The organism is Sphingobacterium hungaricum, assembly GCF_015210005.1.
Classification (GTDB): Bacteria; Bacteroidota; Bacteroidia; order Sphingobacteriales; family Sphingobacteriaceae; genus Sphingobacterium; species Sphingobacterium hungaricum.
The window spans coordinates 1,968,475-1,995,189 of the sequence record NZ_MU158698.1 but is presented as its reverse complement, the minus strand read 5'-3'; the positions used below and the strand labels follow the sequence as shown (position 1 = coordinate 1,995,189).

At 38.1% G+C, this 26,715-nt stretch carries 23 protein-coding genes; 18 read left to right on the top strand and 5 right to left on the bottom strand.

Features of this window, described 5'->3' with window-relative positions; genetic code table 11:
• The first annotated feature begins 7 nt into the window (after positions 1 to 7).
• From C4F49_RS11875 to C4F49_RS11840, 8 genes are all read left to right on the top strand, one after another.
• Positions 8 to 763, top strand: coding sequence for a TrmH family RNA methyltransferase (locus C4F49_RS11875; protein ID WP_196936050.1), 756 nt, complete (start codon positions 8 to 10; stop codon positions 761 to 763).
• A 67-nt stretch (positions 764 to 830) separates the two neighbouring features.
• Positions 831 to 2,006 carry an MFS transporter gene (locus C4F49_RS11870; protein ID WP_196936049.1) on the top strand — a complete coding sequence of 392 codons (1,176 nt, stop codon included), beginning with the start codon at positions 831 to 833 and terminating at the stop codon, positions 2,004 to 2,006.
• Positions 2,007 to 2,033: 27 nt separating this feature from the next.
• Positions 2,034 to 3,293, top strand: coding sequence for an AI-2E family transporter (locus C4F49_RS11865; RefSeq protein WP_196936048.1), 1,260 nt, complete (start codon positions 2,034 to 2,036; stop codon positions 3,291 to 3,293).
• Positions 3,294 to 3,340: 47 nt separating this feature from the next.
• Complete coding sequence (locus C4F49_RS11860; RefSeq protein WP_196936047.1) at positions 3,341 to 4,255, top strand: Sec62 family protein translocation protein; 915 nt, start codon at positions 3,341 to 3,343, stop codon at positions 4,253 to 4,255.
• Positions 4,252 to 4,929: an ATP-binding cassette domain-containing protein gene (locus C4F49_RS11855; RefSeq protein ID WP_196936046.1), complete on the top strand. Its 678-nt coding sequence runs from the start codon at positions 4,252 to 4,254 to the stop codon at positions 4,927 to 4,929. Before C4F49_RS11860 ends, C4F49_RS11855 begins: the two co-directional genes overlap by 4 nt.
• Positions 4,930 to 4,983: 54 nt before the next feature.
• Positions 4,984 to 5,547 (top strand): helix-turn-helix domain-containing protein, encoded by a 564-nt coding sequence (locus C4F49_RS11850; RefSeq protein ID WP_196936045.1) that lies wholly within the window; start codon positions 4,984 to 4,986, stop codon positions 5,545 to 5,547.
• A 25-nt stretch (positions 5,548 to 5,572) separates the two neighbouring features.
• Positions 5,573 to 7,576, top strand: a complete 2,004-nt coding sequence (locus C4F49_RS11845) for a heavy metal translocating P-type ATPase (RefSeq protein WP_196936044.1) — start codon at positions 5,573 to 5,575, stop codon at positions 7,574 to 7,576.
• A gap of 61 nt (positions 7,577 to 7,637) precedes the next feature.
• Positions 7,638 to 8,243 (top strand): hypothetical protein, encoded by a 606-nt coding sequence (locus tag C4F49_RS11840; protein ID WP_196936043.1) that lies wholly within the window; start codon positions 7,638 to 7,640, stop codon positions 8,241 to 8,243.
• A gap of 617 nt (positions 8,244 to 8,860) precedes the next feature.
• Here C4F49_RS11840 and C4F49_RS11835 read toward each other — a convergent pair.
• Entirely contained in the window at positions 8,861 to 9,772 is a 912-nt protein-coding gene (locus C4F49_RS11835) for an energy transducer TonB (RefSeq protein WP_231388294.1), read from the bottom strand.
• 56 nt (positions 9,773 to 9,828) lie between these two features.
• Between C4F49_RS11835 and C4F49_RS11830 the strand changes: the two genes are divergently transcribed.
• The gene (locus C4F49_RS11830; protein WP_196936042.1) at positions 9,829 to 10,671 is read left to right on the top strand and encodes a hypothetical protein; all 843 of its coding nucleotides are present in this window, start codon (positions 9,829 to 9,831) and stop codon (positions 10,669 to 10,671) included.
• A gap of 110 nt (positions 10,672 to 10,781) precedes the next feature.
• On the opposite strand, the gene C4F49_RS11825 is transcribed toward C4F49_RS11830, so the two are convergent.
• From C4F49_RS11825 to C4F49_RS11810, 4 genes are all read right to left on the bottom strand, one after another.
• On the bottom strand, positions 10,782 to 11,855 hold the full coding sequence (locus C4F49_RS11825) for a phytase (protein ID WP_196936041.1): 1,074 nt from the start codon (positions 11,853 to 11,855) through the stop codon (positions 10,782 to 10,784).
• A gap of 9 nt (positions 11,856 to 11,864) precedes the next feature.
• Entirely contained in the window at positions 11,865 to 14,660 is a 2,796-nt protein-coding gene (locus tag C4F49_RS11820) for a TonB-dependent receptor (RefSeq protein ID WP_196936040.1), read from the bottom strand.
• A 532-nt stretch (positions 14,661 to 15,192) separates the two neighbouring features.
• Positions 15,193 to 16,716 carry a DUF4394 domain-containing protein gene (locus C4F49_RS11815; protein ID WP_196936039.1) on the bottom strand — a complete coding sequence of 508 codons (1,524 nt, stop codon included), beginning with the start codon at positions 16,714 to 16,716 and terminating at the stop codon, positions 15,193 to 15,195.
• A gap of 57 nt (positions 16,717 to 16,773) precedes the next feature.
• Positions 16,774 to 17,085: a hypothetical protein gene (locus C4F49_RS11810; protein WP_196936038.1), complete on the bottom strand. Its 312-nt coding sequence runs from the start codon at positions 17,083 to 17,085 to the stop codon at positions 16,774 to 16,776.
• Positions 17,086 to 18,880: 1,795 nt separating this feature from the next.
• On the opposite strand from C4F49_RS11810, the gene tnpA reads away from it, so the two are divergent.
• The 9 genes from tnpA (at position 18,881) to C4F49_RS11765 (ending at position 26,674) form a co-directional block, all read left to right on the top strand.
• Positions 18,881 to 19,348 carry an IS200/IS605 family transposase gene (gene tnpA, locus C4F49_RS11805; protein ID WP_196936037.1) on the top strand — a complete coding sequence of 156 codons (468 nt, stop codon included), beginning with the start codon at positions 18,881 to 18,883 and terminating at the stop codon, positions 19,346 to 19,348.
• 861 nt (positions 19,349 to 20,209) lie between these two features.
• Positions 20,210 to 21,196 carry an aldo/keto reductase gene (locus C4F49_RS11800; protein ID WP_196936036.1) on the top strand — a complete coding sequence of 329 codons (987 nt, stop codon included), beginning with the start codon at positions 20,210 to 20,212 and terminating at the stop codon, positions 21,194 to 21,196.
• 1 nt (position 21,197) lies between these two features.
• Positions 21,198 to 21,638, top strand: coding sequence for an acyl-CoA thioesterase (locus C4F49_RS11795; protein ID WP_196936035.1), 441 nt, complete (start codon positions 21,198 to 21,200; stop codon positions 21,636 to 21,638).
• A 24-nt stretch (positions 21,639 to 21,662) separates the two neighbouring features.
• On the top strand, positions 21,663 to 22,328 hold the full coding sequence (gene rsmI / locus C4F49_RS11790) for a 16S rRNA (cytidine(1402)-2'-O)-methyltransferase (RefSeq protein ID WP_196936034.1): 666 nt from the start codon (positions 21,663 to 21,665) through the stop codon (positions 22,326 to 22,328).
• A gap of 55 nt (positions 22,329 to 22,383) precedes the next feature.
• A complete protein-coding gene (locus tag C4F49_RS11785; protein ID WP_196936033.1) occupies positions 22,384 to 22,746 on the top strand; it encodes a type II toxin-antitoxin system RelE/ParE family toxin in 363 nt (120 codons plus the stop codon).
• The gene (locus C4F49_RS11780; RefSeq protein WP_196936032.1) at positions 22,730 to 23,032 is read left to right on the top strand and encodes a helix-turn-helix domain-containing protein; all 303 of its coding nucleotides are present in this window, start codon (positions 22,730 to 22,732) and stop codon (positions 23,030 to 23,032) included. Before C4F49_RS11785 ends, C4F49_RS11780 begins: the two co-directional genes overlap by 17 nt.
• 74 nt (positions 23,033 to 23,106) lie before the next feature.
• Positions 23,107 to 23,892: a PH domain-containing protein gene (locus C4F49_RS11775; RefSeq protein ID WP_196936031.1), complete on the top strand. Its 786-nt coding sequence runs from the start codon at positions 23,107 to 23,109 to the stop codon at positions 23,890 to 23,892.
• Between the two features lie 5 nt (positions 23,893 to 23,897).
• A complete protein-coding gene (lnt, locus tag C4F49_RS11770) occupies positions 23,898 to 25,511 on the top strand; it encodes an apolipoprotein N-acyltransferase (protein ID WP_196936030.1) in 1,614 nt (537 codons plus the stop codon).
• Between the two features lie 32 nt (positions 25,512 to 25,543).
• Complete coding sequence (locus C4F49_RS11765; RefSeq protein ID WP_196936029.1) at positions 25,544 to 26,674, top strand: cysteine desulfurase family protein; 1,131 nt, start codon at positions 25,544 to 25,546, stop codon at positions 26,672 to 26,674.
• Positions 26,675 to 26,715 lie beyond the last annotated feature (41 nt).

Genomic DNA, 26,715 nt, shown 5'->3' with positions numbered 1-26,715 from the left:
TTCAAAAATGTTGTCAAAAGCACAAATTAGTCTTATAAATTCATTAAAAAACAAAAAATTTCGTAAAGAACATAATTTGTTCATTGTCGAAGGCATTAAGTCGGTTCAGGAATTTTTAGATTCTACCTATCTCATCCAGCAACTTTACATGACCGAAGACGCTTCGGCAAAATTGGGTAAAATACCCCAAAATATAAAATCCGAACAAATCAGTTCGGCAGAATTTGCAAAAATCACCCAATTGACCAATCCTCAAGGCGTGCTTGCGCTGGTCAAAATTCCAGAAGAAAACCTGCAAGTTCTAAATGAAAGCACCCATGAACATGTTATTGTCTTAGACAACATTCAAGACCCGGGAAACTTGGGAACGATAATCCGCACGGCCGAATGGTTTGGCATCCATACAATCATTTGCTCATCCGACACGGTAGATGCCTATAACCCAAAAGTCGTTCAGGCGACGATGGGCAGTCTGGCTCGCGTTCAGATTCAGTATACCGAAATCGATATCTTTCTTCAACAGTATCAAGGCAAAAAGTTTGGCGCTTTGTTGAATGGCAAAAATATTTACGAAACAGATTTCGGCAATTCAGGATTGATTATCCTAGGAAACGAAGGAAACGGAATCAGCGAGTCGATTCAGGCTTTGCTCGACGAGGCAGTGACCATTCCCCGAATGGGAAATGCAGAATCGCTAAATGTTGCAGTCGCCACGACCGTTTTTTGTTCGGAAATCGCTAGACAACAGCTCAGTAAAAAATAGTAAAACGGCTTTATCAACGCAAAATTTAAATAGTCTTTAAATTAGTTTACCTTTGGCCGGTATAATCATGTCAGAGAAAAAACCCTCCATATATACATTGCAATTCGCATTGCTCTGCTTAAGTTCACTATTATTCTCGTCGAGTTTTAATATGATGATTCCCGAGCTCCCGAACTACTTAACTTCATTAGGCGGAGCCGAACACAAAGGATTAATCATTGCCTTATTCACGCTTACGGCAGGAATTTCAAGGCCATTCAGCGGAAAACTGACAGACAATTGGGGACGCGTGCCAGTCATGGCGGTCGGGTCGCTGGTCTGTGTCATCTGTGGCTTGCTATATCCGATTCTAACCAGCGTATCCGGATTTTTTCTATTGCGATTGATTCATGGATTTTCAACTGGATTTAAACCAACGGCAACATCAGCCTATGTCGCAGATATCATACCGAGAGAGCGTTGGGGAGAAGCCCTGGGCATGCATGGTTTGTGTTTTAGCATTGGCGGAGCTTTAGGCCCAGCATTAGGAAGTACCATTGTGCAACTCGCGGACATCAATACTATGTTTTACAGTTCATCGTTTCTGGCTTTGTTGTCGATAGTGATTGTGCTCAACATGAAAGAAACCTTGCCGACCAAACAGAAATTCAACAAACGCATGCTGAAAATATCGCGTTACGACATTATTGATTTCCGAGCGATTCCTTCAGCCATTGTGACCTTTTTGACCTATGTGGGTTATGGGGTTATCCTAACGTTGATTCCCGATTGGAGCGAACATTTAGGCATTCAAAACAAAGGATTGTTTTTTACAGCGTACACCATTTCATCCATCGCGATTCGATTTTTCTCTGGAAAAGTATCCGACAAATATGGGCGCATCAAAGTCATTGCCGTCGGCATCGTGATTACCGCATTTGCTATTTTTATTGTCGGGTATCAGGAGAGCGTCAATGGATTGTTGATTGGCGCATCGGTTTATGGAATCGGGACAGGTATTTTATCGCCGGCGCTAAACGCTTGGACAATCGATTTGAGCTTGCCACAATTCAGGGGCAAGGCTGTTGCGACCGTTTATATTGCATTGGAAGCAGGAATTGGTTTAGGAGCGCTTTTTTCTGGCTATATTTATCATGATGTTATCACTCGGATTCCAATGATTATGTATGGAAGTTCTATAATCATTGCCATGGCATTACTATATATGTTTTATTGGCAAGCCAAAAACAAAACAGCAAAATAACTGTTAAGCATTAAATTTAATCAATAGATGGAAATAAAACCTATTAAAAAACCTTACGCTATCGACCTAGCTTCTAGCCTGTTAGCTTTAGTCTTGATTCTGTTGCTCATGTATGCTACACAAAGCGTACTTGTTCCATTATTATTCGCAATTTTAATTTCGATAATGTTGTACCCTTTAGCTCGTTTTTTTGAGAGGTTACGGTTTGGACGCGCTTTTTCTGCTATCCTTTGTGTGTTGATTGCCATTGCAATTATTTCTGCAATTATGTGGTTTATCGTTCATCAGAGTATAATTATCGGCAAAGATGCGGTTTCGATCAAGGAGAAAGTACTTTCTGTTTTTGAAGGACTACAAACTTGGCTGCAAACGCAGTTTGGTATTGAGCGGACGGAGATGATGGACAAAATGCGCGAGCAGAGCAATAAGGCTTTGGAAAATGCAGGTTCGGTTGTATCGACCACATTTGGTTCGATCGGAAGTACATTAGCTGGAGTTGTATTAGTTCCCTTATTTGCTTTCTTTCTATTGTATTACCGAGATTTCTTCAGAGAATTTTTCTTTAAGGCATTTAAATCCTCTCCACAATCCAAAGTTGATAGCACATTAAATCGCATTTACGAAGTCGTTCAAAGTTATTTATTGGGACTCGTAACCGTAATGGGTATCGTTGCCGTTTTAAACACTGCTGGTTTAATGGCTTTGGGAATCGATTATGCTTGGTTTTTTGGAACATTAGCTTCGTTGCTGATGCTTCTGCCTTATATAGGAATTGCCATTGGTTCAATATTGCCGGCCTTATTTGCACTCGCTGTTAAAGATAGCGCATGGTATGCTTTGGGTGTTGTCGCCTGGTTTCAAGTGGTTCAATTTTTGGAAGGAAATATTATTACGCCAAACATTGTCGGAAGCAAAGTGAGCATCAATCCATTGATGGCTATTATTTCCATTTTGTTGGGTGGTATGCTATTCGGCTTGTCCGGTTTGATTTTGGCATTGCCATTAACAGCGACAATAAAAGTAATTTTTGATTCTATTCCAAGCATGGAAGCTTTTGGATTCTTGATTGGAGAACCTGAAAAACAGCACTTGAAACGCAACGCAACGCAGGAATTGTTGATGAAATGGGGAATTGTTAGGCCTCCAAAACCTAAACCAAAGAAGAAAGAAGATACAGAAGAAGAAAAGGAAAAAGAGGTCGTCATCATTGTGGAAGAAGCAAATCCGCACAAAGATTTGGAACAAGAACAACCTCCAAAACAAGATGATTCTTCAGAAAATAAATAACAATAAGGCGCAATTTTTTTGCGCCTTATTTGTTACTTTCATACCCGATGAAATATTATTTAAACTTACAATTTCAATTATGGTCGCGACAGATTCAGGAGACTGGAGTTCCTGTGTTTTTTGCAGGACTAATCCTACTTGGGTTGTTGATTCTCTTGAATTATTTGTTTACTGTTTATCCAATTTATGCACCTTACGCTGTTGCGCTGATTGGTTTGCAGATAATGGGTTTCTTAAGCAATCATAATCGAAATGAATTTTTAAAAACCGCATTCCCCACTAAGGAATACTATAAAATCCGAGCGATTGAAAACCTGCTTTTTGCTAGTCCGTTTCTGATTTTATTAGTGATTCATGCTGAGTTTTTGGTTGCTACGGGTTTTCTAATCTTGTCGGTTTTGATGCTGTTTCTGAAGATAAAGGCATTTAATCAAAAGGCCATTCCCACTCCTTTTAAGAAGAAACCTTTTGAATTTATTATCGGATTTAGGAATAACTGGGCGACCTTACTTATTTTGTATATCCTCTTCAGCATCGGTTTGTCTTTTGATAATTTTAACCTTGGCTTAGTGTGCATGGCCTTAGCGGGCCTTTCTCAGATTCGAAATTACGATTTGACAGAATCGGAATTTTATGTCTGGAATTACAGCATGAAACCAAAAGACTTTTTATTGTTTAAATTAAAAAGAGCCTGCATTCAATTATCCGCTATTGTTTTTCCGATGTTATTGGCGCTGATTATCCGTTATCCGAGCTATGGTATTTTCAGCCTATGCGTTTTGCTGATTTGCTGTATCGCCATCTCGTTTTTTATCACGGTTAAATACGCCGTTTTTCCACGAGCGATTCAAATTCCTGAATACCTCTTATTCTGTATCGGAATTGTGTTGTTGCCGTTGGCCTTTTTCTTATTTCCTTATTATTTCAATAAAGCAAGTCAAAATCTGAAATCAATACTATGATTGAATTAAAAAACCTTTCTCTTTCATTTGGTGCGAAGCAAGTCTTGCATAGCTTAAACTTTCAGTTTGAAGACGGTAAAGTGTATGGAATTGTTGGGGAAAATGGCGCTGGCAAAACGAGTTTGTTCCGATGCATTGCGGGTTTGGAGAATTATTCGGGCGCGATAGAAGAACATCCAGCTCCGCTGAAAAACTATTTAGGATATTTAGCTTCCGAACCTTTTTTCTTGCCAAAAGTCACAGGAGAAGAATACGTTTTGTTACTTGCGGAAGCCCGAAAATGGAAAATCGATTCTGCCGAAAAATTCAATCTGTTTCAGCTCCCGTTAAAAGAATTTGCCAGCCAATATTCTACCGGAATGAAAAAGAAATTGGCTTTGACTGCTGTGCTTGCGCAAAATAACGATTGGTTTATTTTGGACGAACCTTTTAATGGATTGGATTTGCAGAGCAACATTGTGCTAACAGACCTTATTTTGCAGTTGAAAGCGAAATCAAAAACCATTTTGATTGCTTCGCATATTTTTTCCACGCTGAAAGACACCTGCGACGAAATCATTCTGTTAAGCAAAGGAAATTTCTTGGAAGTTGTTCGAAAAGAAGACTTCGACCGATTGGAAATCAAACTAAAAGAAGATATTCTTTCTCATAATTTCGACTTTTTGAATTATTAAAATCGGATGATATAAGGCATCCACATGCTATCTGAATTTTAGCTACCTTTATGTATGTCCAATGTGTATATTAAAAACATGGTATGCAACCGCTGTATTTTGGTGGTTGAAGAAATCCTAAAAAAGGAAAAAATTGCCTATACAACAATCCGTTTGGGAGAAGTTGAGATGGACAATGAACTCACCTTGCCACAGCGCGAAAGCTTGAGAGAAAGTTTATCTGCCGTTGGTTTTGAGTTGATGGATGATAAGCGAAGCGTGACCATCGAACAGATAAAATCCCTGTTGATTGCGTTGATTTATGAAGATAAATTGGATTTAAACATCAATATTTCGGATTACCTGAGCGACAAGCTACAGCATGATTATTCCTATTTATCCAATTTATTTTCAGAAGTTGAAGGCAAATCAATCGAGAAATTCTTTATTGCTCAGAAGATTGAACGGGTGAAAGAATTGATTGTGTATAATGAATTGACGTTAAGCGAAATTGCTAATTTGTTGCGCTATTCGAGCGTGGCGCATTTGAGCAATCAATTTAAAAAAGTGACCGGACTGACACCAAGTTATTTCAAACAGATAAAATCAGACAAAAGAAAACCCATCGACCAAATTTAGCTGGATTTTCACATCATCGCGCATTATGGCAGAGGAACCTAATGAAATTGTAAATCAAACCTACACGAGAGATAAACCTATCCAACAGCTAAGCACATCTTCGGATTCTTGCTGTTCTTCAGACCATTCGCATTCGAATGATGAGCATACGCATGACGTCTCGGGCAAAAGCACATTTCAATTATTTGTTCCTTCTATTCTGTCATTTGTATTATTGATGATAGCCATCAGTCTCGACAATTGGGTTCCTCAAAATTGGTTTACAGGTTGGTTACGAATTGGATTTTATATTATCGCTTACATTCCGGTAGGATTTCCGGTTTTAAAAGAAGCTTGGCATAGCATCCGAAAAGGCGAAGTTTTTTCTGAATTTTTCTTGATGGGCATCGCCACGATTGGTGCATTCGCCATCGGCGAATATCCCGAAGCAGTCGCCGTCATGCTGTTTTATTCAATTGGCGAACTGTTCCAAACCCTAGCAGTAAAACGCGCAAAGAGCAACATCAAGTCATTGCTTGACCAGCGTCCAGACCAAGTGACGATACTGAAAAACAATGCGACTCAAACGGTCAAAGCCGAACAAGTGGGTATCGGCGAGGTTATCCAATTAAAACCTGGAGAAAAGCTGGCTTTGGATGGAGAATTAGTTTCCGATAAAGGCAGTTTTAATACATCAGCTTTGACGGGAGAAAGCAAGCCGGACACAAAAATCAAAGGCGAAAAAGTTTTGGCGGGAATGATAAATCTGAATTCCGTGTCCGACGTCATTGTGACAACTGCCTACAAAGACAGCAAGCTCTCGCGCATATTGGAATTGGTGCAAGAAGCGACCGCTCAAAAAGCGCCTACGGAATTATTTATCCGCAAATTTGCAAAAGTCTATACACCGATAGTCGTTTTGCTGGCTATCTTAATCTGCCTCCTTCCCTACTTTTTTGTTTCTGATTACCTGTTTAGCGAATGGCTATATCGTGCTTTGGTATTTTTAGTAATTTCATGTCCTTGTGCGTTGGTGATTAGCATTCCTTTAGGTTATTTTGGCGGAATCGGAGCCGGCAGTAAACATGGAATCCTAGTCAAAGGAAGTAATTTTCTAGACATTTTGGCGAAGATTAAGAATGTCGTGATGGACAAAACCGGCACGTTGACCGAAGGCGTTTTTGAAGTCCAAGAAGTTCTATTTGAGTCTGATGTGAATCAGAAAGAAATCTTAAGCTATGTCAATGCATTGGAAAGCAAAAGCACGCATCCCATTGCGACAGCTATACATCACTATGTCGGTGAAGTGGACTCCGCTATTCATTTAGAACAGGTAGAAGAAATTCCAGGCAATGGATTAAAAGCGCAAATCAATGGAAAAGAACTGTTAGTTGGGAATTTTAAACTAATGGACTCTTTTGCAATTTCCTATTCTGTTGACATCAATAAGCTGGTCAATACGGTCATTGCGATTGCTTATGACGGAAAATTTGCGGGTTACATGAGCATTGCCGACCGCATCAAAGAAAGCTCTAATTCTGCGATTGAAGAATTGCATCAATTGGGCGTGAAATGTACGATGTTGAGCGGTGATAAATCAACGGTGGTCAATGAAGTCGCTCGGCAATTAAGCTTGGATAATGCCTATGGCGATTTGTTGCCAGAAGATAAAGTCAGCAAAGTCAAAGAAATCAAATTGCAGAATGGCTCTGTCGCATTTGTTGGTGACGGTGTCAATGATGCACCGGTTGTTGCGCTGAGCGATGTCGGCATTGCGATGGGTGGTTTGGGTTCGGATGCGACGATTGAAGTGGCGGATGTGGTGATTCAAGATGACAATCCATTGAAAATACCGATGGCGATTCGGATTGGAAAAGAGACTAAAAAGATTGTGATTCAAAATATTTCTTTGGCTTTTATAGTTAAAGTGATTGTGTTAATTTTGGGCGCTGGCGGAATTGCCAATATGTGGGAAGCAGTTTTTGCAGATGTTGGTGTTGCTTTATTAGCCATCTTAAACGCTATCCGAATTCAGAACATGAAGTTTTAGCGTCTGTATTATAAATTAAAAAATCTGTCCACGTTGGTTAGGTTTTGTAAATTCTTTATCAATGATTAAAATAGGTATACTACTAATTGCGAGTTTGGGAATAATGAGCTGTACGACCAGCTCTAAAGAAGTAGACGCGAATAAATCTGTTGTTCTTGCTGATTCCATTGCGAAGCAAGAAGAACCCATTCTTGCTGATGTCGATTCGAATCAACTAGCGATTCAAAAACTTGATGAATTTAAAACATTAGTCCATGAGTTTCCTGAATTAAGAGATTTCCAGGTGTACAGCAAACATAAGCCTTATTATTTGGAAGGAGACTTTTTTGGAGATGGGATTCAAGACGTAGCGATTTTGATTCAGCGACAAGATTCCGTTAAATTAAGTCTCATCGACTTCTCTAAAAATGGAAAGAATGTCCATATCCTTGGCGAAGATGGTGAATTTGAATCCGATTATAGCTGGATTGGCGACTTTGAGAAGGTAAAAGCTGGCGAAGTGTTATGGTCAAATTATGAAGATGATTTTCGAAGTCTTGAAGATGTTCCCGAAGAAGAGAAAGTATATCTGACCTACAATGCGATTTTCGTACATGCTCCGGAATCTTGTGGCGGTGGATTTATCTTTTGGAAAGACGAAAAATTTAATTGGTTACAGCAGGAATAAGTTCAATTCAGCAAAAAGCAGTAAGCAAAGATTTATTTTAAAACCGTTTAAAATCTTTATGATTTGGTTGCGTACCTACGGCACGCATCTAATTCCCTTAATTATTTCTACAAACATTTAGCCTCTAACGAGGCTATAATCTTCGCTTTACTTCTTTTTTCTACGGAGCAATCAGCTCTTTGCTGTCACTGACTTTCCAAAGTTTTGGGTGCAGAATTTAACATTCTAGCATAGAGAGATTTTCATATTGGCTAAATGAAATAGCTATTGCTCCGTAGGAGTTACCGCTTTGTAGTCTTGTAATTTCATTGATAATTGCGTGCCGTAGGTACGCACCCTATCAGAAATGGGTAGTACTTACGGCACAACAAATTATGCTGGAATTTTCTCTATAAAGCGGTTGTGCCTACGGCACATGAAATAACTATTAGAGATGAGATTGCTCCGTAGGAGCAAAATATTGGTAGCCAAAATATTTGTAGCCAAAATGTTTGTAGGAGAAGAATGTGCAGTAAAATCAGCGTGCCGTAGGTACGCAACAATTTATTTTAAAACAATATAAAATATTTGGCTTGTAGCTACGGCAGGCATTTAATTCTCTTATCTAGCAAGATGCCTTATATCGTACTCAATCGAATCGGCATCGTATAAGAAACCCGAACGGGAACTCCGTTTTGGATACCATGCTTCCACTTTTTGGCTTTTTTCAGCAACTTGACAGCCTCTTCTCCGCTTCCGTAGCCGATATCACTTTTCACTTGGATATCTGTCAACGTGCCGTCCTTCTCGACAACAAAACTAACCTGAACAACACCTTTCACACCGTTATCGATAGCTGATTGCGGATACTGATAGTTTCTAGAAACCCACTGAATAAAAGCCGGCATACCTCCTACTGGTTGTGGCATAATTTCGACGCTAGAGAAAATTTCGTCTCCTTTTGTCCCGTTAATATCACCATTTGCTGTTCCGGTAATTTCTCCCAGCTTTTTGGTAGGACCAAATTCTCCCTGAGCGACGTACGCTCCGCCTTTTACAGATTTTAAAGTGATGCGAGCCGGTGTTTTATCCCCTTTCAGGTCATCTTGCGTAACAAGTTCTTCAGTCACCTTATTCTTATCTACGATATCCACATCCGGAAAACGGACTAATTCCATCGCCGGTGGGTCTTGAGCGATTTGCTGTGGTGCTTGTTTCTCAACAGGCAAAGGCTCAATGATTTCCTCTATCTCCTCTTTTTCAATCAAATTTTCAGGCGTAACGGGCGTCAAATCAACTATGGTGCTTTGAAAAGCCTCTTTCGGTCGCTGGTCATAAGCGAATTTTCCAACTACGGACAGCAAAACAACAAAAAAAACAGTGACCATAGCTTTGTTTGTGGCCGTCGAACTCATTTTGCGCAATTCGTATGCGCCATACTCTTTGTTTCTAGATTCAAAAACGACATCCAGCCATTCTTTCTCGAAAATATTCAATTTTGAACTCATGATAATGATATTTAAGGTGTATAAACTAGCGCTTTCTATCATGATGAACTATTTATTCAAAATCCATAAAAAGAAATTCAAAATTGTATTTTTGGTCTATGAATAAGTTGAATTATCTGTTTGGCGGACTAATGGTTTTGCTGATTTCTTGTCAGCAACAAACTAAAAACAAATCTGTGGAGAATGAACTGACTAAGCCAGATACGCTTGCAAATTCTAGAGAAGAACTTCTAGAATTTGGATTCTTAAATGAAGCCAAAAACGCTGTGATTCTTTTGGACACGGATGATTCGATTCAACATCCAGCATATTTAACCGAAGCAATCATTGCCAATCAGTTAGTAAAAGCGAAGTACGCTCATTTTCAAAAGCAAAATGAAGTGCTCGATAACGGAAGGCAAACCGAAGCTAATTTTGATTATGTCGCAGGACATTATTTTTCATTGGAAAAAAATAGCTCCCAAAGTGATTTTGCTTTGCTTGTCAATCCATCCTTTTTATCAAAACGCTCGATAATTCCTTTTGATTTAGAAAATAAAAACACTCAAAAAGAAGAATTGAACTTGCCCGCAAAATATCAGCGTAAAGTTAAAAATCAAAAGACCATTGCCTTTCTACCAAATAATACCTTGATTAAACTAATTGAATTTGAAGTGGAGCAAGATTCTGCCCTAGCGATTCTAGTCTATAGTTCTCCAGATAAAATATTGATTAAAGAATTCCCAGCATTATACGATGAGATAAGTACCTGGAGCGTAGATGATGGCGGAGAATTTGGCATGGATTATTTCCAAATCGAAAGCATATTGGCAAACGGAGACCGGATAGAATTAGTGATTTCCGAATTCGGTGCTGAAGGCTATAACCTGACTTTTCTACGTGAAAGTGGCGGAACGTTTGACGAGATTAAAAGAGCTTACGGGTATTCTGCTCCAAATTAATTCAGGTTAAACGCAAACACATAAAAAGTAAAATGCGTGAGCCTTATCGGCATCACGCATTTTACTTTTTTCTATCAGCCTAAAGCTTAAAGCCTACCGCCTACCGCTTGTTACTTTTTAATCAGCTCTTCCAGCTCTCTAAAATCATAATAATGGAAAACCATACCGTTGCTCATCGCAACTAACATTCCCTTCGGAAATTTAGGACCAAGGTTAGCGGAAGTCGCATCCATTCCATCACATTCAATCGTTGAAATCGGGATGCGTTTAATTAACGTGTACGAGTTCGGGTTTTCTGCATCGCCTTCGCGAGGATACACATTCACCGAGTTATCTTGTTGGTTGGAAACAAAAATATACCCTGTAGAATCCGTTGATTTATAAATAGCAATCCCTTCATTATCCGATTTAAAATCTTTCTGTCCAAAGAAAGCCAATTCTTCATTGCCTTTGGCTGGGTCAGCATAATATTTGCGCATGCCGACATTCTCGTCAGAGTAATACACAAAGCCCAATTCATTATCAACAGCGATGGCTTCGATTTCTTTCTTTTGGCTGTATTTTCCAAATTGACGAACCAATTTCGCTTCCACAGCGCCTTGATTTCCTGTCAATTCATATTGAAATAAATAGCCATCAACCGGGCCATTCTTACGGCCAACGATTGCATAAATTTTATTTCCTAAACTATCTTTTTGCGTGTACAAGGAAATCCCCATTGGCTGACGTTCAGTTTCGCCAACAAATACTTCAATGCCACCATTATCAATTTCTTTCATGGATGGCAATGCGTAAATCCTGATTTTATTGGTTCCTCGTTCGGTCGTTACCGCAATATCCGTCTTAACGCCGTCAATCAGTAAGCCATAAGCAATATCCACATTGTTGGGGCGGTCCAAAGGTGTTACCTTGTTGACAATCTTTCCTTCTAAATTAAAGACATACAATCCACCAGTTTTTTCATGCTTGTCTGTTCCGACAATCAATACTTCTGTTGAATCATTTGGATTAATCCAAATCGCAGGGTCATCGGTATCATTGGGCAAAGCTTCCGTCACGATGGTTGGAGGCAGTGCATCTTTGGCTACCGGAGCCAATTTGCTATCGCATCCTTGCAAACCTAGCGCAACAATTAAGCCTGCGACAAGTACGGATGCTGAATTTTTAGTGAGTGAGTAATTCATGGTTATGTATTATAAATCAAATTTAAGTCCTAATGTATAACGAGGTTGGTAATATTCCAGTTGCATCATGCGATTCACATCGCCTTGATAATAACGTAACGGTTGATTCGTCAAATTATTTGCTTCAGCAAATATGCGCAACTGTTTCGTGATTTTATAAGAGGCATTTGCGTCCAAGAAAAATTGTTTGTCGTAGTAGCTGTCTGTAAAATCATCCGCTCCGATTTCATCCAAGTATGCAGAAGTAAAGTTACCAGAGATACGTGCCGAAAATTTGTTGTTCTCCCAAGAAATAGACCCGTTGAACATGTGTGGAGCCGTACGAGGCAAACCTAAACCATCGCGTTCTTCACCATCATCATTCGTAATTCCTTTCGCTTTAGAAGCAGTGAAGGTATAGTTTGTGTAAATACCAAAACCTTTCAGGAATTTTCCTGGCAAGAAATCCAGCTGACGTTGGAAAGCAACTTCCAATCCGTACACATCTACTTTGTCCCCATTACGGAACTGGTCGAATTCCCAAACGTCTCCTGTCGGAATAGGATTGTTGATGTCTGGAAAGTCATTCGCAAACTTCTCCGCATTGTAATTGATGTCACTGTATTTGTAAATAAAATTCTGCAGGTTTTTATAGAACACTCCTGCGGAGAATAAACCAACATTTTGGAAATAATTTTCCAGCATAAAATCAACATTTGTTGCATACGTTGCTTTTAAGTTTGGATTACCAGCCGACAAAGCTTGGTCACTAGGCATCGAGCTTACAAACGGAGCCAATGCATAATAATTTGGACGTGCTAATGAAGTCGTAACCGCAGCTCTTAAGATAAAGTTTTTAGTTACATCATGTTTGAAACTGATACTAGGCAAGATATTGATGTAATCATTTTTATTATTCACCTCACCAACTAAATCATCTTCATCTTCGATGTAATTTCCAGTGTAGTCGATTTTAGTATGTTCCACACGCGCACCCAAAATCATGGAAGTTTTCTCTGAAAAGTTTTGGTCCCAGCGAACATATCCTGCTGTAATGTATTCTTTCGCTTTGTAATTAAGCGTCAAGTATTCTGAAGGAATTGCTTCGCTTTCAAATTGTGATGTGTTTGTCAAATCCAATCCACCCAAATATGCCTTATCGACAAAAGCTCCTGGGTTGTATTGCGACCCTTGGCTGAAATTATTTGGCCAAGTCACGTTAGGAACTGAAGCCAAATTACCAAAATCACCTACTGGAGAATATTCGTACCACATGTTATTGCGCTCCTTTTGCTTCGCTCTGAAACGAGTACCAAAACGGAAGCGTCCTTTCTGCCCATCAATAACAGATAATGGAAAGCGGAAATTTAATTTGAAACCAAATTCGTCTTCCGAAGTATAATCATTGTTCTCAGAAATCTCTCTCAATTCGAAGTCAGCATAATTTGTATAGTTATCCAAAATAAGCGGAAGGTGGGTGTTGCTCAAATTCTGGCCTAAAACAACATCTTCTTGTTCATACTCGATGTAGCGCTCATTCGGACGTTTCTCGGAAGCTTTAGAATAGCTCGCTGCCCAATCCATATCAAATTTTGATGACAATAGGTGCTCCCCTTTTAGTGAGAAATTGTAGACCTCTTGTCTTTCCAGACGCGTATTGTTATTTGTGCTGTTATCGATACCGCCTTTCGTTTGTCTGCGGATACTTCCAACATACCCGTTTTCTGCATCATCCCATTCCAAATCCGTGTAGCGCAAACGGTATCTGTTCTCGCGGTCATCGCGCCAGTTGTAGATAGCGTTGAATTCTAAGCGGTTTCTTAAATTGATTTCATAATCCGTAGATAATGAAAAACTGCGACGTATACGTTGCACGTCGTATTTGCGAATATCCATTTCTTCAACAAAAGCTGAACCATCATCATTTCGTTTCCAAACGGCTTCAATATTATCCGAACCAAAGTTTTGTGATTGAATTGTACCGCTCAACACCAAACCGATTTTGTTTTCAGCAAAGCGATTTCCATAAATAAAGGCGCCGTTGTAAAGCCCTTTGCCACGAATCGGCGCATAGCCACCGCTCAAAGTAGCTGAGATACGTTGTTGGTTCGGAGTTGCCCGTGTTACTAAATTAACCGAACCACCAATCGCATCCGCATCCATATCTGGAGTTAATGTTTTATTGACTTCGATAGAAGAAATCATTTCTGAAGGAATCAAATCCATCTGTACATTTCTGTTGTCGCCTTCGGCAGATGGAATGCGGTCGCCGTTTAGGGAAACCGAATTCAATTCCGGAGAAAGTCCTCGAATAATAATGTTACGCGCCTCACCTTGGTCATTCTGCATCGTAATGCCGGGAACGCGCTTTAATGCATCGCCAATATTCTGGTCCGGAAAACGGCCTACTTGGTCTGAAGAAATAATGTTGCTGATGTTGCTGTTATTGCGTTGTTGGTTCAACGCTTTAGCCTGACCTTTAGCGATATCGCCAATAACCTGAACTTCTTCTAGGTCATTGCTCGCTGGAGATAAGATAATTTCAACAGGTCTGTTGTTGCTTCTGCTTACCGTTACTTTTTGTGTATAGTGTGAATAACCTAAATAATCCACATGCAACGTATATGTTCCTTCTGGAATATTTAAGAATTCGAAATTACCAGTTGCGTCTGAAATCGTATAGCGATTACCTTCGTCGATTTTCAACGTCGCCCCTGGAAGCGAAAATTTATCCGAACCGTCGAGAATTTTGCCTTTTAAAATGGTGTTCTGTGCAAATAAGCTGCTGCTTATAAGCAATAGTAGAATCAACAGGTAATGTTTCATTTTTAGAATTTGCTTAATAATTTATGCAAACCTATTAACTGAACTTTAGCTAAAGATTACTGGAATGTTATTTAAATGTTAAGGAAGGTTTATTTATCACCTTGCGCATAAAAGCAGATGAATTGACTAAAGCCAATGCTTATAAACAATGAGGCTGTATCATAAATCAATTTTGAACATCTTTTGCCAAATTAAGTTTTGAGCAAATGATTAAAGTTAGTAAAACGGGCAATTTTCGATGTGAAAATTGCCCGTTTTTTCTTTGTAAACAGTCACCTTAATCTGATGGCCAAATTTTATTTTGTAAAGCCAACTTCAATTTTACTTTTGATACAGCCTCTTGAATTGGGTGATGACTACAAAAACGCTATGAGGTCTTTTACGATAGAAAGAAAAGCTCTAGAAATCATCGTTATACTAAGCCTGTCGAAAGCTTTTATCAATTGATTCTATTGCGTTTCGACAAGCTCGATTCGACAAGTTTAATGGAAAATCTACCAATAAACAGCCTCAATTTTTTTTTGCGTGTTTCTTAAAAGCCCAATCCCAAGGCAAAACCTCTTGCTGGATTAGCAACAGTTGGACCAGCAGTAGCAGCGCCAGTTGTTAAGTTTACACTATATATTTTTTGTACTCCGCCTACAGTAAATAAGCCATAAGCTAAGCCACTTGTACCACCGATATCAAACCCGTTGTTTGATTCTACATTGATGCCTAATGCGCCAACATCAACTAAGGTTCCGTTATTTGGTGGATCTTGTTTATATAATCTATCGCCAGCTGAATCTATATCGTATAAAACTGTAGTGGTTGCACCAGCAAAATTATTGGTGTAAGCTGCGCCACTTACGTTTGCAGTCGCCAGTGTTATATTGCCATCAACGGTTAACGTTCCATCAGCTGGATTTACTCTAAGGTTTTGACCCAAATTGCTAACAATTCGAATGCGATCGACCGTTGGATTAAAATCGAAGCCAAATTGTGTACCGTTCAACAATGTCGCAAGCGGAGCAGTTCCAACAGCAGCAGCCACACCAGAAGAAGCATTAATTGTATAAATACGACTTGTGCTGCCTAAAGCATAAAGTTGTCCATTTAGCGGACGGAAATCTATTCCTAAAATACTTTCGCCAGTTTGAATTCCTGAAATGGCTTTAACGCTAATCATCGGCGTAGCAGCCATCGGGTTAAAGATCAATAATTCATTCGTAGTCGAAACAGCATAAGCAACGGGTTCCGTTGGAATAGCCAAGCCAGTTACATTTGCCGGCAAATTTCCGATTTTTGCCGCTTTACCTGAGTTGATATCTATGGCGTACAAAGCTTGCTTACCTGCAACGCTTAAAGCTGCAAGCGCAGCAGTTCCATCCGGATTGATATCAAAACCACCAGCTTCTTCGACATCGTGGCCCAAACTTCCAACTTCAACCAGTTTACCATCATTCGGTGGGTCTTGTTTGTAAAGTTTGTCAGTCGTTGCATCAATGTCATACAAAACGGTAGCTGTAGCGCCAGCCTTATTTTGGGTATAAGCAACGGAAGTTACTTTGGCATTGGTAACGCCATTAATGTTCAAGTCTGTAGCAGCAACAGTTCCGGTTTCTGGGTTTAACCGCAAATTTTGACCTGCATCGCTTACCAAACGGATCCGATCGACCGTTGGGTTAAAATCAAATCCTACAGACGTTCCACTTAATTCAGGCGTGAATGCTGCTGCCGAAATGGACCTTGCTGCTCCGGATTTAGGGTCAATCACATAGATGCGGCTACTGCTTCCGACTCCGTAGAGCTGTCCTGTCGCTGGGCGAAAATCAATTCCTAAGATATTCTCGCCAGTTTGCAAGCCAAAAATGGATGCAGTTTCCATGGCGGAGGAAGGATTTTTCGCGTTAATCAATAAAAGCTTGTTATCGGCAGTAAGCGCGTAAAAGTTTAAATCAGGACCCGGAGTTAACATTTCTAGGTCATTTTCCTTGTCTTTTTTGCAGGCCGAGAATAATAATGGGATTACAATAGCGCAAAGCGTCGCCATCATAAGGTGTTTAAATTTAATCATAGTTTTATTTTTAATTATGTAAGAAATGGTGTTTTTTTAAAGAATAGAAAGCCGTTTTTATTTAGGTGGCTGTTCAGGAGTTTGCAGATAGGAATGCATTAAATTGAAATTTGGGGATAAAAAATGGCTCTTATTGCCATTGTCATCGACAAAACCAAAGTTGTATAAGTCCGCAAATAAAAAATCAGACATCTTGCTTTTTTCCTCCGATGGATTTGGATTCTCTGAAGATTCTGAATTCTGTTCTATATCAACATGGAAAAATTCTTGGGATATTTTCTGAAAAGGCATAGCGTAGGTTGAAACCCTTCCTGCAAGCGCTAGGAGGAGAACGAATAGGAGTAAAAACCTTCTGTAAAAAAATGCCATGCTTTGAACTAAATTTTTCGGTCTTTTCAAATGATATACGTAAAAAGATTGCGCCTGGATTTCACTCGAAGAATTTTATTTGAATAGAATAGGCTAGTTAAAAAGTCAAACCCAATTTGACCCGTTTTTTGAGTTGGCAATAAATTTTTGATGCAGGAAATAATAAACTGATTATGATATCATTAAGTGATTATTAAGGGAAATTCGTAAGGCTACAACATAATGTTAGAAACATTAACACCATATCATATTTAGTCCAAGCGGGACGAACTTTTGGTAAAAACTAAAAATATAGGCATTAAAGTCCCATAGGGACGACCCTCTGAAAAATTATACATAAATTTATTTTTATAGAATTTGTATCCTTTATCCATTTTAATTTAGAAGTTCTTTTGTTAAAAATTTTGTCAAATAGAAATTAGAAAGATCTACATATGATATAATAATACAGTTGGAGAATTACATTCTGGCGGATATTTTGAATTATTGTTCATCTATCAAATTCAATGCAATTCTGATTATCTTTTTAAATTTTATGATTTTAAATAGGGTCGTCCCTACGGGACTTCTATCGATTTTACCAATTTTTACCAAAAGGCAATCCCTACGGGATTTGTTGAGCAAGATGCAGGAAAATTATAAGCAATAAAGTTTCAGAGAGGAATTTATACCAAACAACAATTTCAAAAGGATTTATTGAACAAAATATCAAAAATAGAACAGAAGATTAATTATAAGCAATAAGTTCCAATCGAAATTCTAACAAACTGTATCCCGAACATGATTTGTTAGATAAAAATGTCAAAAATAGCGCAACAGATTTATTGTAAGCAATAAGTCCCAGCGGGACTAACTTTTGTTAAAAACTAAAAATATAGGCATTAAAGTCCCAGCGGGACGACCCTTTGAAAAATTACAAATAAATTTATTATTATCGAATCTGTATCCTTTACATTTTAATTTAAAAGTACAATTGTTAAAAATTTTGTCAAATAGAAATTAGTAAAATCTACTTATGATAGAATAATGCAATCGGAGAAATTGCATTCTGGCGGATATTTTGAATTATTGTTCATCTTTTAAATTCAATGCAATTCTGATTATCTTTTTGAATTTTATGATTTTAAATAGGGTCGTCCTTACAGGACTTCTGTTGATTTTACCAATTTTTACCAAAAGGCAATCCCTACGGGATTTGTTGAGCAAGATTTAGGAAAATGATAAGCAATAAAGTTTCAGAGAGGAATTTATACCAAACAACAATTTCAAAAGGATTTACTTGAACAAAATATCAAAAATAGAACAGAAGATTAATTATAAGCAATATGTTCCCATCGAAAATTCTAACAAACGGCATCCCGAACATGATTTGTTAGACAAAAATATCAAAAATAGAACAACAGATTAATTATAAACAATATGTTCCCATCGAAATTCTAACAAACGGTATCCCGAACATCATTTGTTAGAAAAAAATGTCAAAAATAGAACAACAGATTTATTGTAGGCAATAAGTCCCAGCGGGACTAACTTTTGGTAAAAACTAAAAATATAGGCATTAAAGTCCCAGCGGGACGACCCTCTGAAAAATTACACATAAATTTATTTTTATAGAATTTGTATCCTTTACATTTTAATTTAAAAGTACAATTGTTAAAAATTTTGTCAAATAGAAATTAGTAAAATCTACTTATGATATAATAATGCAATCGGAGGTATTGCATTTTGAATAAACTTTCAATTTTATGAAATCTTTATTAATTTTAAGAAAGCATCTCAATGATAAATAACACCAATGTCAAACACATATTCGCAAATAAACATTCACTGCGTTTTTGCTGTAAAGGGTCGAGAGAATATTATTCTAGATCATTTCCGAGATCAATTATTTAAATATATGTATGGGATTTTAAAGAACGATGATATCTATGTGATGGCAATTGGGGGATGGCTTGACCATGTTCATGTGTTTTTTGAACTTCCTCGTTCCAAAAGGATATCAGATATTGTACGCGATCTAAAATCAACATCCTCTAAATGGATAAATGATAATCGATTTATAAAAGGAAGATTTCGATGGCAAGAAGGATATGGTGCATTTTCTAATTCGCGCTCTCAACGGGATAGGGTCATTAAATACATTCTAAATCAGGAAACTCATCATCGCAAGCGTTCATTTAAAGACGAATATTTTGAATTGATGCTCAACTATAAAATAGATTACAATTCTGATTATCTTTTTGAATTTTATGATTTTAAATAAGGGTCGTCCCTACTGGACTTCTATTGATTTTACCAATTTTCTACCAAAAGGCAATCCCTACGGGATTTTTTAGAAAAAATGTCGAAATTAGATAGGAAGATTAGTTTTAAGCATTAAGTTCCCATCGAAATTCTAACAAACTGCATCCCGAACAACAGATTAATTGTAAGCAATAAGTCCCAGCGGGACTAACTTTTGGTAAAAATTGAAAATATTGGCATTGAAGTCCCAGAGGGACGACCCTCTGAAAAATTATACATAAATTTATTTTTATAGAATTTGTATCCTTTATCCATTTTAATTTAGAAGTTCTTTTGTTAAAAATTTTGTCAAATAGAAATTATTAAGATATACATATAATAATGCAATCGGAGAAATTGCATTCTGGCGGATATTTTGAATTATTGTTCATCTATTAAATTCAATGCAATTCTGATTATCTTTTTGAATTTTATGATTTTAAATAGGGTCGTCCTTACAGGACTTCTGTTGATTTTACCAATTTTTACCAAAAGGCAATCCCTACGGGATTTGTTGAGGAAAATTTCAACAATAGAACAGAAGGTTAATCGAACTCTAAACGTCCGAGACGAACTTCTATCAGAGGCAATTCCTTAATGATTTGTTAGATAAAAATGTCAAAAATAGCGCAACAGATTAATTATAAGCAATAAGTCCCAGAGGGACTTACTTTTGGTAAAAACTAGAAATATAGTCATTAAAGTCCCAGCGGGACGACCCTTTGAAAAATTATACATCTATAATAAGATTAGCTAAAATCTTATCCATTTTACATTTTGATTTAATTATTACCAATCCGAAAATAACTTTTAATACATTTATATAAAAAAACAAGAAGGTATGGAATATCGATATTTAGGTAATTCAGAACTTAAGGTTTCTGCAATTACATTTGGAGCATGGGCCGCTGGGGGCTGGATGTGGGGAAGCACAGACCGGAATGAGGCCATTCAAGCCATACAAGCCAGTTTGGATTTGGGAGTAAGTTCGATAGATACTGCTCCAGTTTATGGACAAGGCACTAGTGAGGAAATTGTTGCTGAAGCGATAGCAGGGCATTCGAGAGATAAAATACAAATCTTAACTAAATTTGGAATGCGCTGGGATGTGAATCAAGGCGAATTGGTGGGACCAAGCAAAGACAATAGTGGTAAAGACATCACTTTGTATCGTCTAGCTTCCAAAGAATCCATTATTTATGAATGCGAGCAATCATTGAAACGATTGAAAACAGACTACATCGATTTGTATCAGATTCATTGGCCAGATACGACTACGCCGATTGAGGAAAGTTTTGAAGCTGTTGCACAATTAGTTAAAGACGGTAAAATCCGATACGCAGGCGTTTGTAACTATACCGCAGGTCAGTTGGTTGAAGCAGAAAGAGTTTGTCCGATTATTTCGAACCAAATTCCTTTTTCGATGGTCAATCGAGATAATGATTTGGAAAACATTCCATTTTGTCAAGCAAATAATATTGGCGTCTTGGCTTATAGTCCGATGGAACGCGGACTGCTAACAGGTAAAATTAAAAATGGTCAGCAATTCGCTGAAGGCGACCATCGCGCTACGTATAAATATTTTAAACCTGAAAGCATTGAAAGAACAAATGCATTTTTGAAAAAAATAAAACCGATTGCGGATGAGCATGGAATTACCTTATCACAATTGGTTTTGCGATGGACGATTGACCATCCTGGAATTACAATCGCATTGGCTGGCGCAAGAAATGCTGAACAGGCGATTTCTAATGCACACGCATCTGATGTAAAATTGAGTACAGAACAAATCGAACAGATTAACAGATTGATACAATCCGAACTATAATATGGAAAATGTTTTTTATGAAGGCCAAGTACTTTGGGCTCAAATTGATGCGAATAGACATTTAAGGCATTCGGCTTACGCTGATTTTTGCGCGCAGGCGCGAAGCAATATGTTAAAGAAAACAGGTTTATCCCTAGAAGAGTTTGCTTTGAATAACATTGGCCCAATCCTCTTCCGAGAAGAGCTGATTTACTTTAGAGAAATAAAACTTGACGAATTCATTACCGTCACAGTAGAAATAACAAAGTATAATCGCACAAATTCTCGGTTTTCATTCCGTCACATCATTTACAAGGAAGATGGCGTAAAATCTGCTGTGGTCACTGTCGATGGCGCTTGGCTGGATATTGAAAAACGAAAGTTGGTTACAATCCCAGAAAACTGGCATGCTTATGTGGAGGCAATCCCAAAGGCAGAAGATTATGAGGAGGTTTCAGAATAATCGTTAATTCTCCTACCTTTGTGCATGCTTTATTTAGTCCCTACGCCAATCGGTAATTTAGAAGACATGACTTTTCGCGCGATAAGAGTGTTGAAGGAGTCGGATGTCATCTTGGCTGAAGACACACGCACTAGTGCGCCATTGTTAAAACATTTTGGCATTGACAAAAAAGTTTTCGCTCACCATCAGCACAATGAACACAAAGCAGTTACAGAAATTATTAAATTTCTGGGCGAAGGAAAACAAGTTGCGTTAATTTCAGATGCAGGCACGCCTGCAATTTCTGACCCTGGCTTTTTATTGGTTCGCGAAGCAATAAAAGCGGGTTACGAAGTGCAATGTTTGCCCGGAGCTACAGCATTTGTTCCGGCATTGGTAAATTCCGGCTTGCCGAATGACCGATTTTGTTTCGAAGGATTTCTTCCTGTTAAAAAAGGAAGACAAACGCGAATGAAACTATTGGCTGAAGAAAAGCGGACAATGATATTCTACGAGTCACCGCATCGCGTTCTTAAAACGTTGGAGGAATTTATCACTTACTTTGGTGAAGACCGCCAAGCTTCGATTTCCAGAGAATTAAGTAAGCTCTTCGAAGAAAATGTGCGGGGAACATTGGTCGAATTAAAGCAACATTTTGAATCTAACACGTTAAAAGGCGAATTTGTATTTTGCGTAGCAGGTTTGGAATGATAAATAAGTGATTATGTTTTTTGCAATTTGATAACTTTTAAGTTAACTTTATGCAATGAATCCTGAAAGAAAAATCATATTCTATGAACATTTTTTTCTAGACTTTTACCTAGAACAGTCTAGTAAAGTGCAGGAAAAAATAGAATATGTTTTTAAAATAATCAGAACGGTTCAGGTGGTTCCAAAAAAATTCCTCAAGCACTTAACTGGCACAGATGGAATTTATGAAATAAGAATTGAATTTGAGAGCAATATTTATAGAATATTTTGCTGTTTTGATAAAGGAAACTTAGTTATTCTATTTAATGGATTTCAGAAAAAGACCCAGAAAACGCCTAAGTCTGAAATTGAAATTGCCATAAAATTGAAACAAGACTACTTCAAATCTAAAAATACAGGATATGAAAGACAAGATTAAAGATGCGAGAAACTTTGACGAGCTATTAGACATCAAATACGGAAAAATTGGCGAAGCAAAACGAGACGAGTTTGAAGAAAAGTCACAATATTTTATAATAAGTGAGCTACTAAAAGAGGCGCGTAAAGAAGCAAACATGACTCAACAAGAATTAGCAGAAAAAATCGGAACTAAAAAAAGTTATATTTCAAGAATAGAAAATGGTCAGTGCGATATACAACTTTCCACTTTATATAGAATATTCGAATTTGGACTTGGTAAACGTGTGAATCTATCATTCGGATAATCTTTATCCTTTTCCACATCATCGTTAACTATTACTATATTTACAAATAGAAACACATTTTTAAGACACATAAAATGAGTATAGATAAATTTATTCAGGATGGACAAGATTCCAAAGTAGTCGAAAAGATTTACGCGAAGATTGTTGACATGCTAACATCGGGCGAGTCGCTCAATTACATTGCTCTGCAAAAGAAACCAGCTGTGACTATTCTTCCAGATAGCATCACGGTCAGCAATAAACGCATCTTTTTGTGCGAATTTACCAAGTTGGGTTTAGCCACGAACTTTGAGATTTTTTCTTGGACGGATATTAAAGACATTGCATTTAAAGAAGAAATCTTTGGGTCGAAAGTTACGGTCATTCCATTTACGGGGGAAAATTTGACCATCGACTACATTCCTAAAGTTCAGGCGCGTAAATTATATCAATTGATTAAAGAGTCATTGGAGAAAAAAGAAACCAATGCGAAGGAAGGCATCAAAGCTCCCGAAAAGCCAGCTTTTCAGGCAACTCCAACTCCTCCTGCTCCTACTACCCCAACTCCGGTTGTTCCAGCGACTGAACCTGAGCAAATCAAGCGTGTTAGTTTTTTTGATGAAGAAACAAAAAGACCAGAAACTTTGAACGAACGCTTAGCGAACAAGTCGGAAGAAAGTTTCCAGGCTTCGACACCGAGCTATTCTTCAACTCCGCCCGCGCCGGCAATAATTCCTCCTGCGCCAGCTCCTGCTCCTGTTAAAGAGGAAGACGATGAGATTACCGTGAAGCTGAAAAAGCTAAAAACATTGTATGACAAACAGCTCATTACTCAGGCGGAATATGAAAACAAGAAATCGGATTTATTAGACCAATTATAGGATTAGTGAGAACAAATTATTTATTGGCACTTTTAAGTGCCTTTTTACTTTGGTTAGCATGGCCACCGATGCCTTTTACAGGGATTTTATTGTTAATCGCTTTTGTCCCTTTGTTGGTTTCCGTCGAAAATATCATTCGTGGAAATTATAATAAAAAAGGTGCTAAAATATTTTTAGTCACGTTCGTAGCTGGATTGGTTTGGAATACCGCGAGCATTTATTGGGTCTTTAATTCCATGAATGCTTTTCTTCCAACAATTCCATCCTTGTTGATTTCGTTGATTCCTTATGCCCTAGCTCCTTTATTGATGGCTACTGCATTTCGATTATATTATCAGCTTCGCAAAAGCCAAGGCATTGCACTTAGTTTTGTTGGCTTAGTTGCCTTTTGGGTTGCGTATGAATGTTTGCACCAATCTTGGGATTTAGCTTTTCCATGGATGACGTTAGGCAATGGATTTGCGAATACGCATCAATTAGTTCAATGGTATGAGTATACAGGTGTGTATGGTGGAACGCTTTGGATTTGGACTTGTAACGTGTTAGGATTTTTACTGTATTGGCAGAAGAAAAACAAAGTGTCGGCTATTAGCAATACGAAATTGACAATTGCTTTTGCATCGGCTGTTGTTCTTCCGGCATTTATTTCTATTCTTCAATATTCAACCTATGAAGAACACATCAATCCATCGGAAGTGGTGACGGTGCAACCCAATATTGACCCGACAGAAAAATTCACTTCCATGCCAGCTGAAGAACAATTGGATTTGTTGATTCAATTGTCGAAATCAGTTGCGAAACCAAATACCGAATTCTTCTTATGGCCTGAAACTGCAATTTCTTCCTCAAGCTGGATTAATGAAGAAGATTTCAGAAGCCATCCTTCATACAACAAGGTCGTTAATTTTTTGGATAGCTTTCGCAATGGCAGCGTATTATCCGGAATAGAAAGCATACAGATTTATGATAATCCACAAACGAAAACAGCCAGACCTTATGGGGATGTCTTCGTTGATAATTTTAATGCGGCGGTTTTAATTGATAACTCTACGAAACTGCAGTTTTACCATAAATCCAAACTTGTTCCAGGTGTGGAGCAGATGCCATTCGGCGAAGCCTTGTCTTTCCTAAAACCTTTATTCAAACACTTTGGCGGAACGACAGGTGGTTATGGAAGTCAGGATGAACCTTCAGTATTTTATGCGCAAAGCGGAATCGGCGTAGCGCCAGTGATTTGCTACGAATCCATTTGGGGTGATTATGTTGCGCAGTATGTCAAAAAAGGCGCGCAGTTTATCGCTGTTGTCACGAATGACGGCTGGTGGGGAAACACGTCTGGAAAAGACCAGCATTTGCAGTATGCAAAACTTAGAGCGATAGAAAATCGCAGATGGGTCGTCCGTTCTGCAAACACCGGAATTTCAGCTTTTATTAATCAGCGAGGCGATGTTGTGGCGAAAACACAATGGTGGGTTCCAACAGCACTTGCCCACGAAATCAATCTGAATGAAAATTTGACATTTTATACAAAATCGGGTGATTTAATAGTCTATATTTTTACCATAATCTCTTTATTATCAGCAGGATTGATAATTCGACAAAAAATAATTCGAAGATAATATTATCATAATCTTTCTTTAATTTTGTAGCCATGCAAGTATATTTAGACAATGCAGCGACTACCCCTATTGACCCACGTGTCATCGAGGTCATGGTAGACGCTTTACAGAATAATTTCGGAAACCCTTCCTCCATCCACGGTCACGGTAGACAAGTTAAATCTATCGTCGAGCGAGCGCGTAAAACAATTGCTAATTTATTGCATGCGTCGCCTTCAGAGATATTCTTCACATCTGGAGGAACAGAAGCCGACAACATGGCAATTGTCCGTTCGATTGAGGATTTTAAACTTTCTCATGCCATCACTTCTCCGATTGAGCATCACGCTGTTTTGCATACTTTAGAGGAAATGGAAAAATTGGGGAAAATCCATTTGGATATTCTGAATGTAGATGCCGAAGGAAATATTGATTTGGTGCATTTGGAAGAATTACTTGCTAAAAACCCAAGAACATTGGTTTCCATTATGCATGCAAATAATGAGCTGGGGAACATCACGGATTTGCAGAAAGTATCTGAACTTTGTCAACAATACAATGCCATATTTCATTCGGACACGGTGCAAACAATGGGACATTATCCGCATGATTTATCCACTCTAAAAATAGATTTCATCACTGGTGCAGGCCATAAATTTCACGGGCCAAAAGGTGTCGGATTTTTATATGTGAATGGCAAAAATAAAATCAAACCGATGATTTATGGAGGTGCTCAGGAACGAAATATGCGCGGAGGAACTGAAAATGTGTACGGAATCGTTGGTCTGGCGAAAGCCTTAGAAATTTCTTACGAAGAAATGGAAGAGCACCAAAATTACATTCAAAGTTTAAAAGACTATATGAAAGAATCTTTGCTAAATGAGATTCCTGATGTTCGATTTAATGGTGTAACAGAAGCTAGCAAATCGTTATATACCGTTTTGAACGTTTCCCTTCCTTGTACAAATATTTCAGATATGCTGCTGTTCAATCTAGATATCAATGGAATTTCGGCTTCAGGCGGAAGCGCTTGCAGTTCGGGTTCAGATATCGGTTCACATGTGTTATCGGGTATCGGGGCTGACCCAAAACGTCCATCGGTTCGTTTCTCCTTCAGCAAGAACAATACAAAAGAAGAGATTGATTTTGTTGTTCAGAAATTAAAAGAACTTTGTTCTAAATAGATATAGCATATAACGAAAAAAAGAGAAGGCAACTTCTCTTT

Coding starts and splice junctions, on each gene's coding strand:
- C4F49_RS11875 (WP_196936050.1), top strand. CDS start 8: ATGTTGTCAAAAGCACAAATTAGTCTTATAAATTCATTAAAAAACAAA.
- C4F49_RS11870 (WP_196936049.1), top strand. CDS start 831: ATGTCAGAGAAAAAACCCTCCATATATACATTGCAATTCGCATTGCTC.
- C4F49_RS11865 (WP_196936048.1), top strand. CDS start 2,034: ATGGAAATAAAACCTATTAAAAAACCTTACGCTATCGACCTAGCTTCT.
- C4F49_RS11860 (WP_196936047.1), top strand. CDS start 3,341: ATGAAATATTATTTAAACTTACAATTTCAATTATGGTCGCGACAGATT.
- C4F49_RS11855 (WP_196936046.1), top strand. CDS start 4,252: ATGATTGAATTAAAAAACCTTTCTCTTTCATTTGGTGCGAAGCAAGTC.
- C4F49_RS11850 (WP_196936045.1), top strand. CDS start 4,984: ATGTCCAATGTGTATATTAAAAACATGGTATGCAACCGCTGTATTTTG.
- C4F49_RS11845 (WP_196936044.1), top strand. CDS start 5,573: ATGGCAGAGGAACCTAATGAAATTGTAAATCAAACCTACACGAGAGAT.
- C4F49_RS11840 (WP_196936043.1), top strand. CDS start 7,638: ATGATTAAAATAGGTATACTACTAATTGCGAGTTTGGGAATAATGAGC.
- C4F49_RS11835 (WP_231388294.1), bottom strand. CDS start 9,772: ATGATAGAAAGCGCTAGTTTATACACCTTAAATATCATTATCATGAGT.
- C4F49_RS11830 (WP_196936042.1), top strand. CDS start 9,829: ATGAATAAGTTGAATTATCTGTTTGGCGGACTAATGGTTTTGCTGATT.
- C4F49_RS11825 (WP_196936041.1), bottom strand. CDS start 11,855: ATGAATTACTCACTCACTAAAAATTCAGCATCCGTACTTGTCGCAGGC.
- C4F49_RS11820 (WP_196936040.1), bottom strand. CDS start 14,660: ATGAAACATTACCTGTTGATTCTACTATTGCTTATAAGCAGCAGCTTA.
- C4F49_RS11815 (WP_196936039.1), bottom strand. CDS start 16,716: ATGATTAAATTTAAACACCTTATGATGGCGACGCTTTGCGCTATTGTA.
- C4F49_RS11810 (WP_196936038.1), bottom strand. CDS start 17,085: ATGGCATTTTTTTACAGAAGGTTTTTACTCCTATTCGTTCTCCTCCTA.
- tnpA (WP_196936037.1), top strand. CDS start 18,881: ATGTCAAACACATATTCGCAAATAAACATTCACTGCGTTTTTGCTGTA.
- C4F49_RS11800 (WP_196936036.1), top strand. CDS start 20,210: ATGGAATATCGATATTTAGGTAATTCAGAACTTAAGGTTTCTGCAATT.
- C4F49_RS11795 (WP_196936035.1), top strand. CDS start 21,198: ATGGAAAATGTTTTTTATGAAGGCCAAGTACTTTGGGCTCAAATTGAT.
- rsmI (WP_196936034.1), top strand. CDS start 21,663: ATGCTTTATTTAGTCCCTACGCCAATCGGTAATTTAGAAGACATGACT.
- C4F49_RS11785 (WP_196936033.1), top strand. CDS start 22,384: ATGAATCCTGAAAGAAAAATCATATTCTATGAACATTTTTTTCTAGAC.
- C4F49_RS11780 (WP_196936032.1), top strand. CDS start 22,730: ATGAAAGACAAGATTAAAGATGCGAGAAACTTTGACGAGCTATTAGAC.
- C4F49_RS11775 (WP_196936031.1), top strand. CDS start 23,107: ATGAGTATAGATAAATTTATTCAGGATGGACAAGATTCCAAAGTAGTC.
- C4F49_RS11765 (WP_196936029.1), top strand. CDS start 25,544: ATGCAAGTATATTTAGACAATGCAGCGACTACCCCTATTGACCCACGT.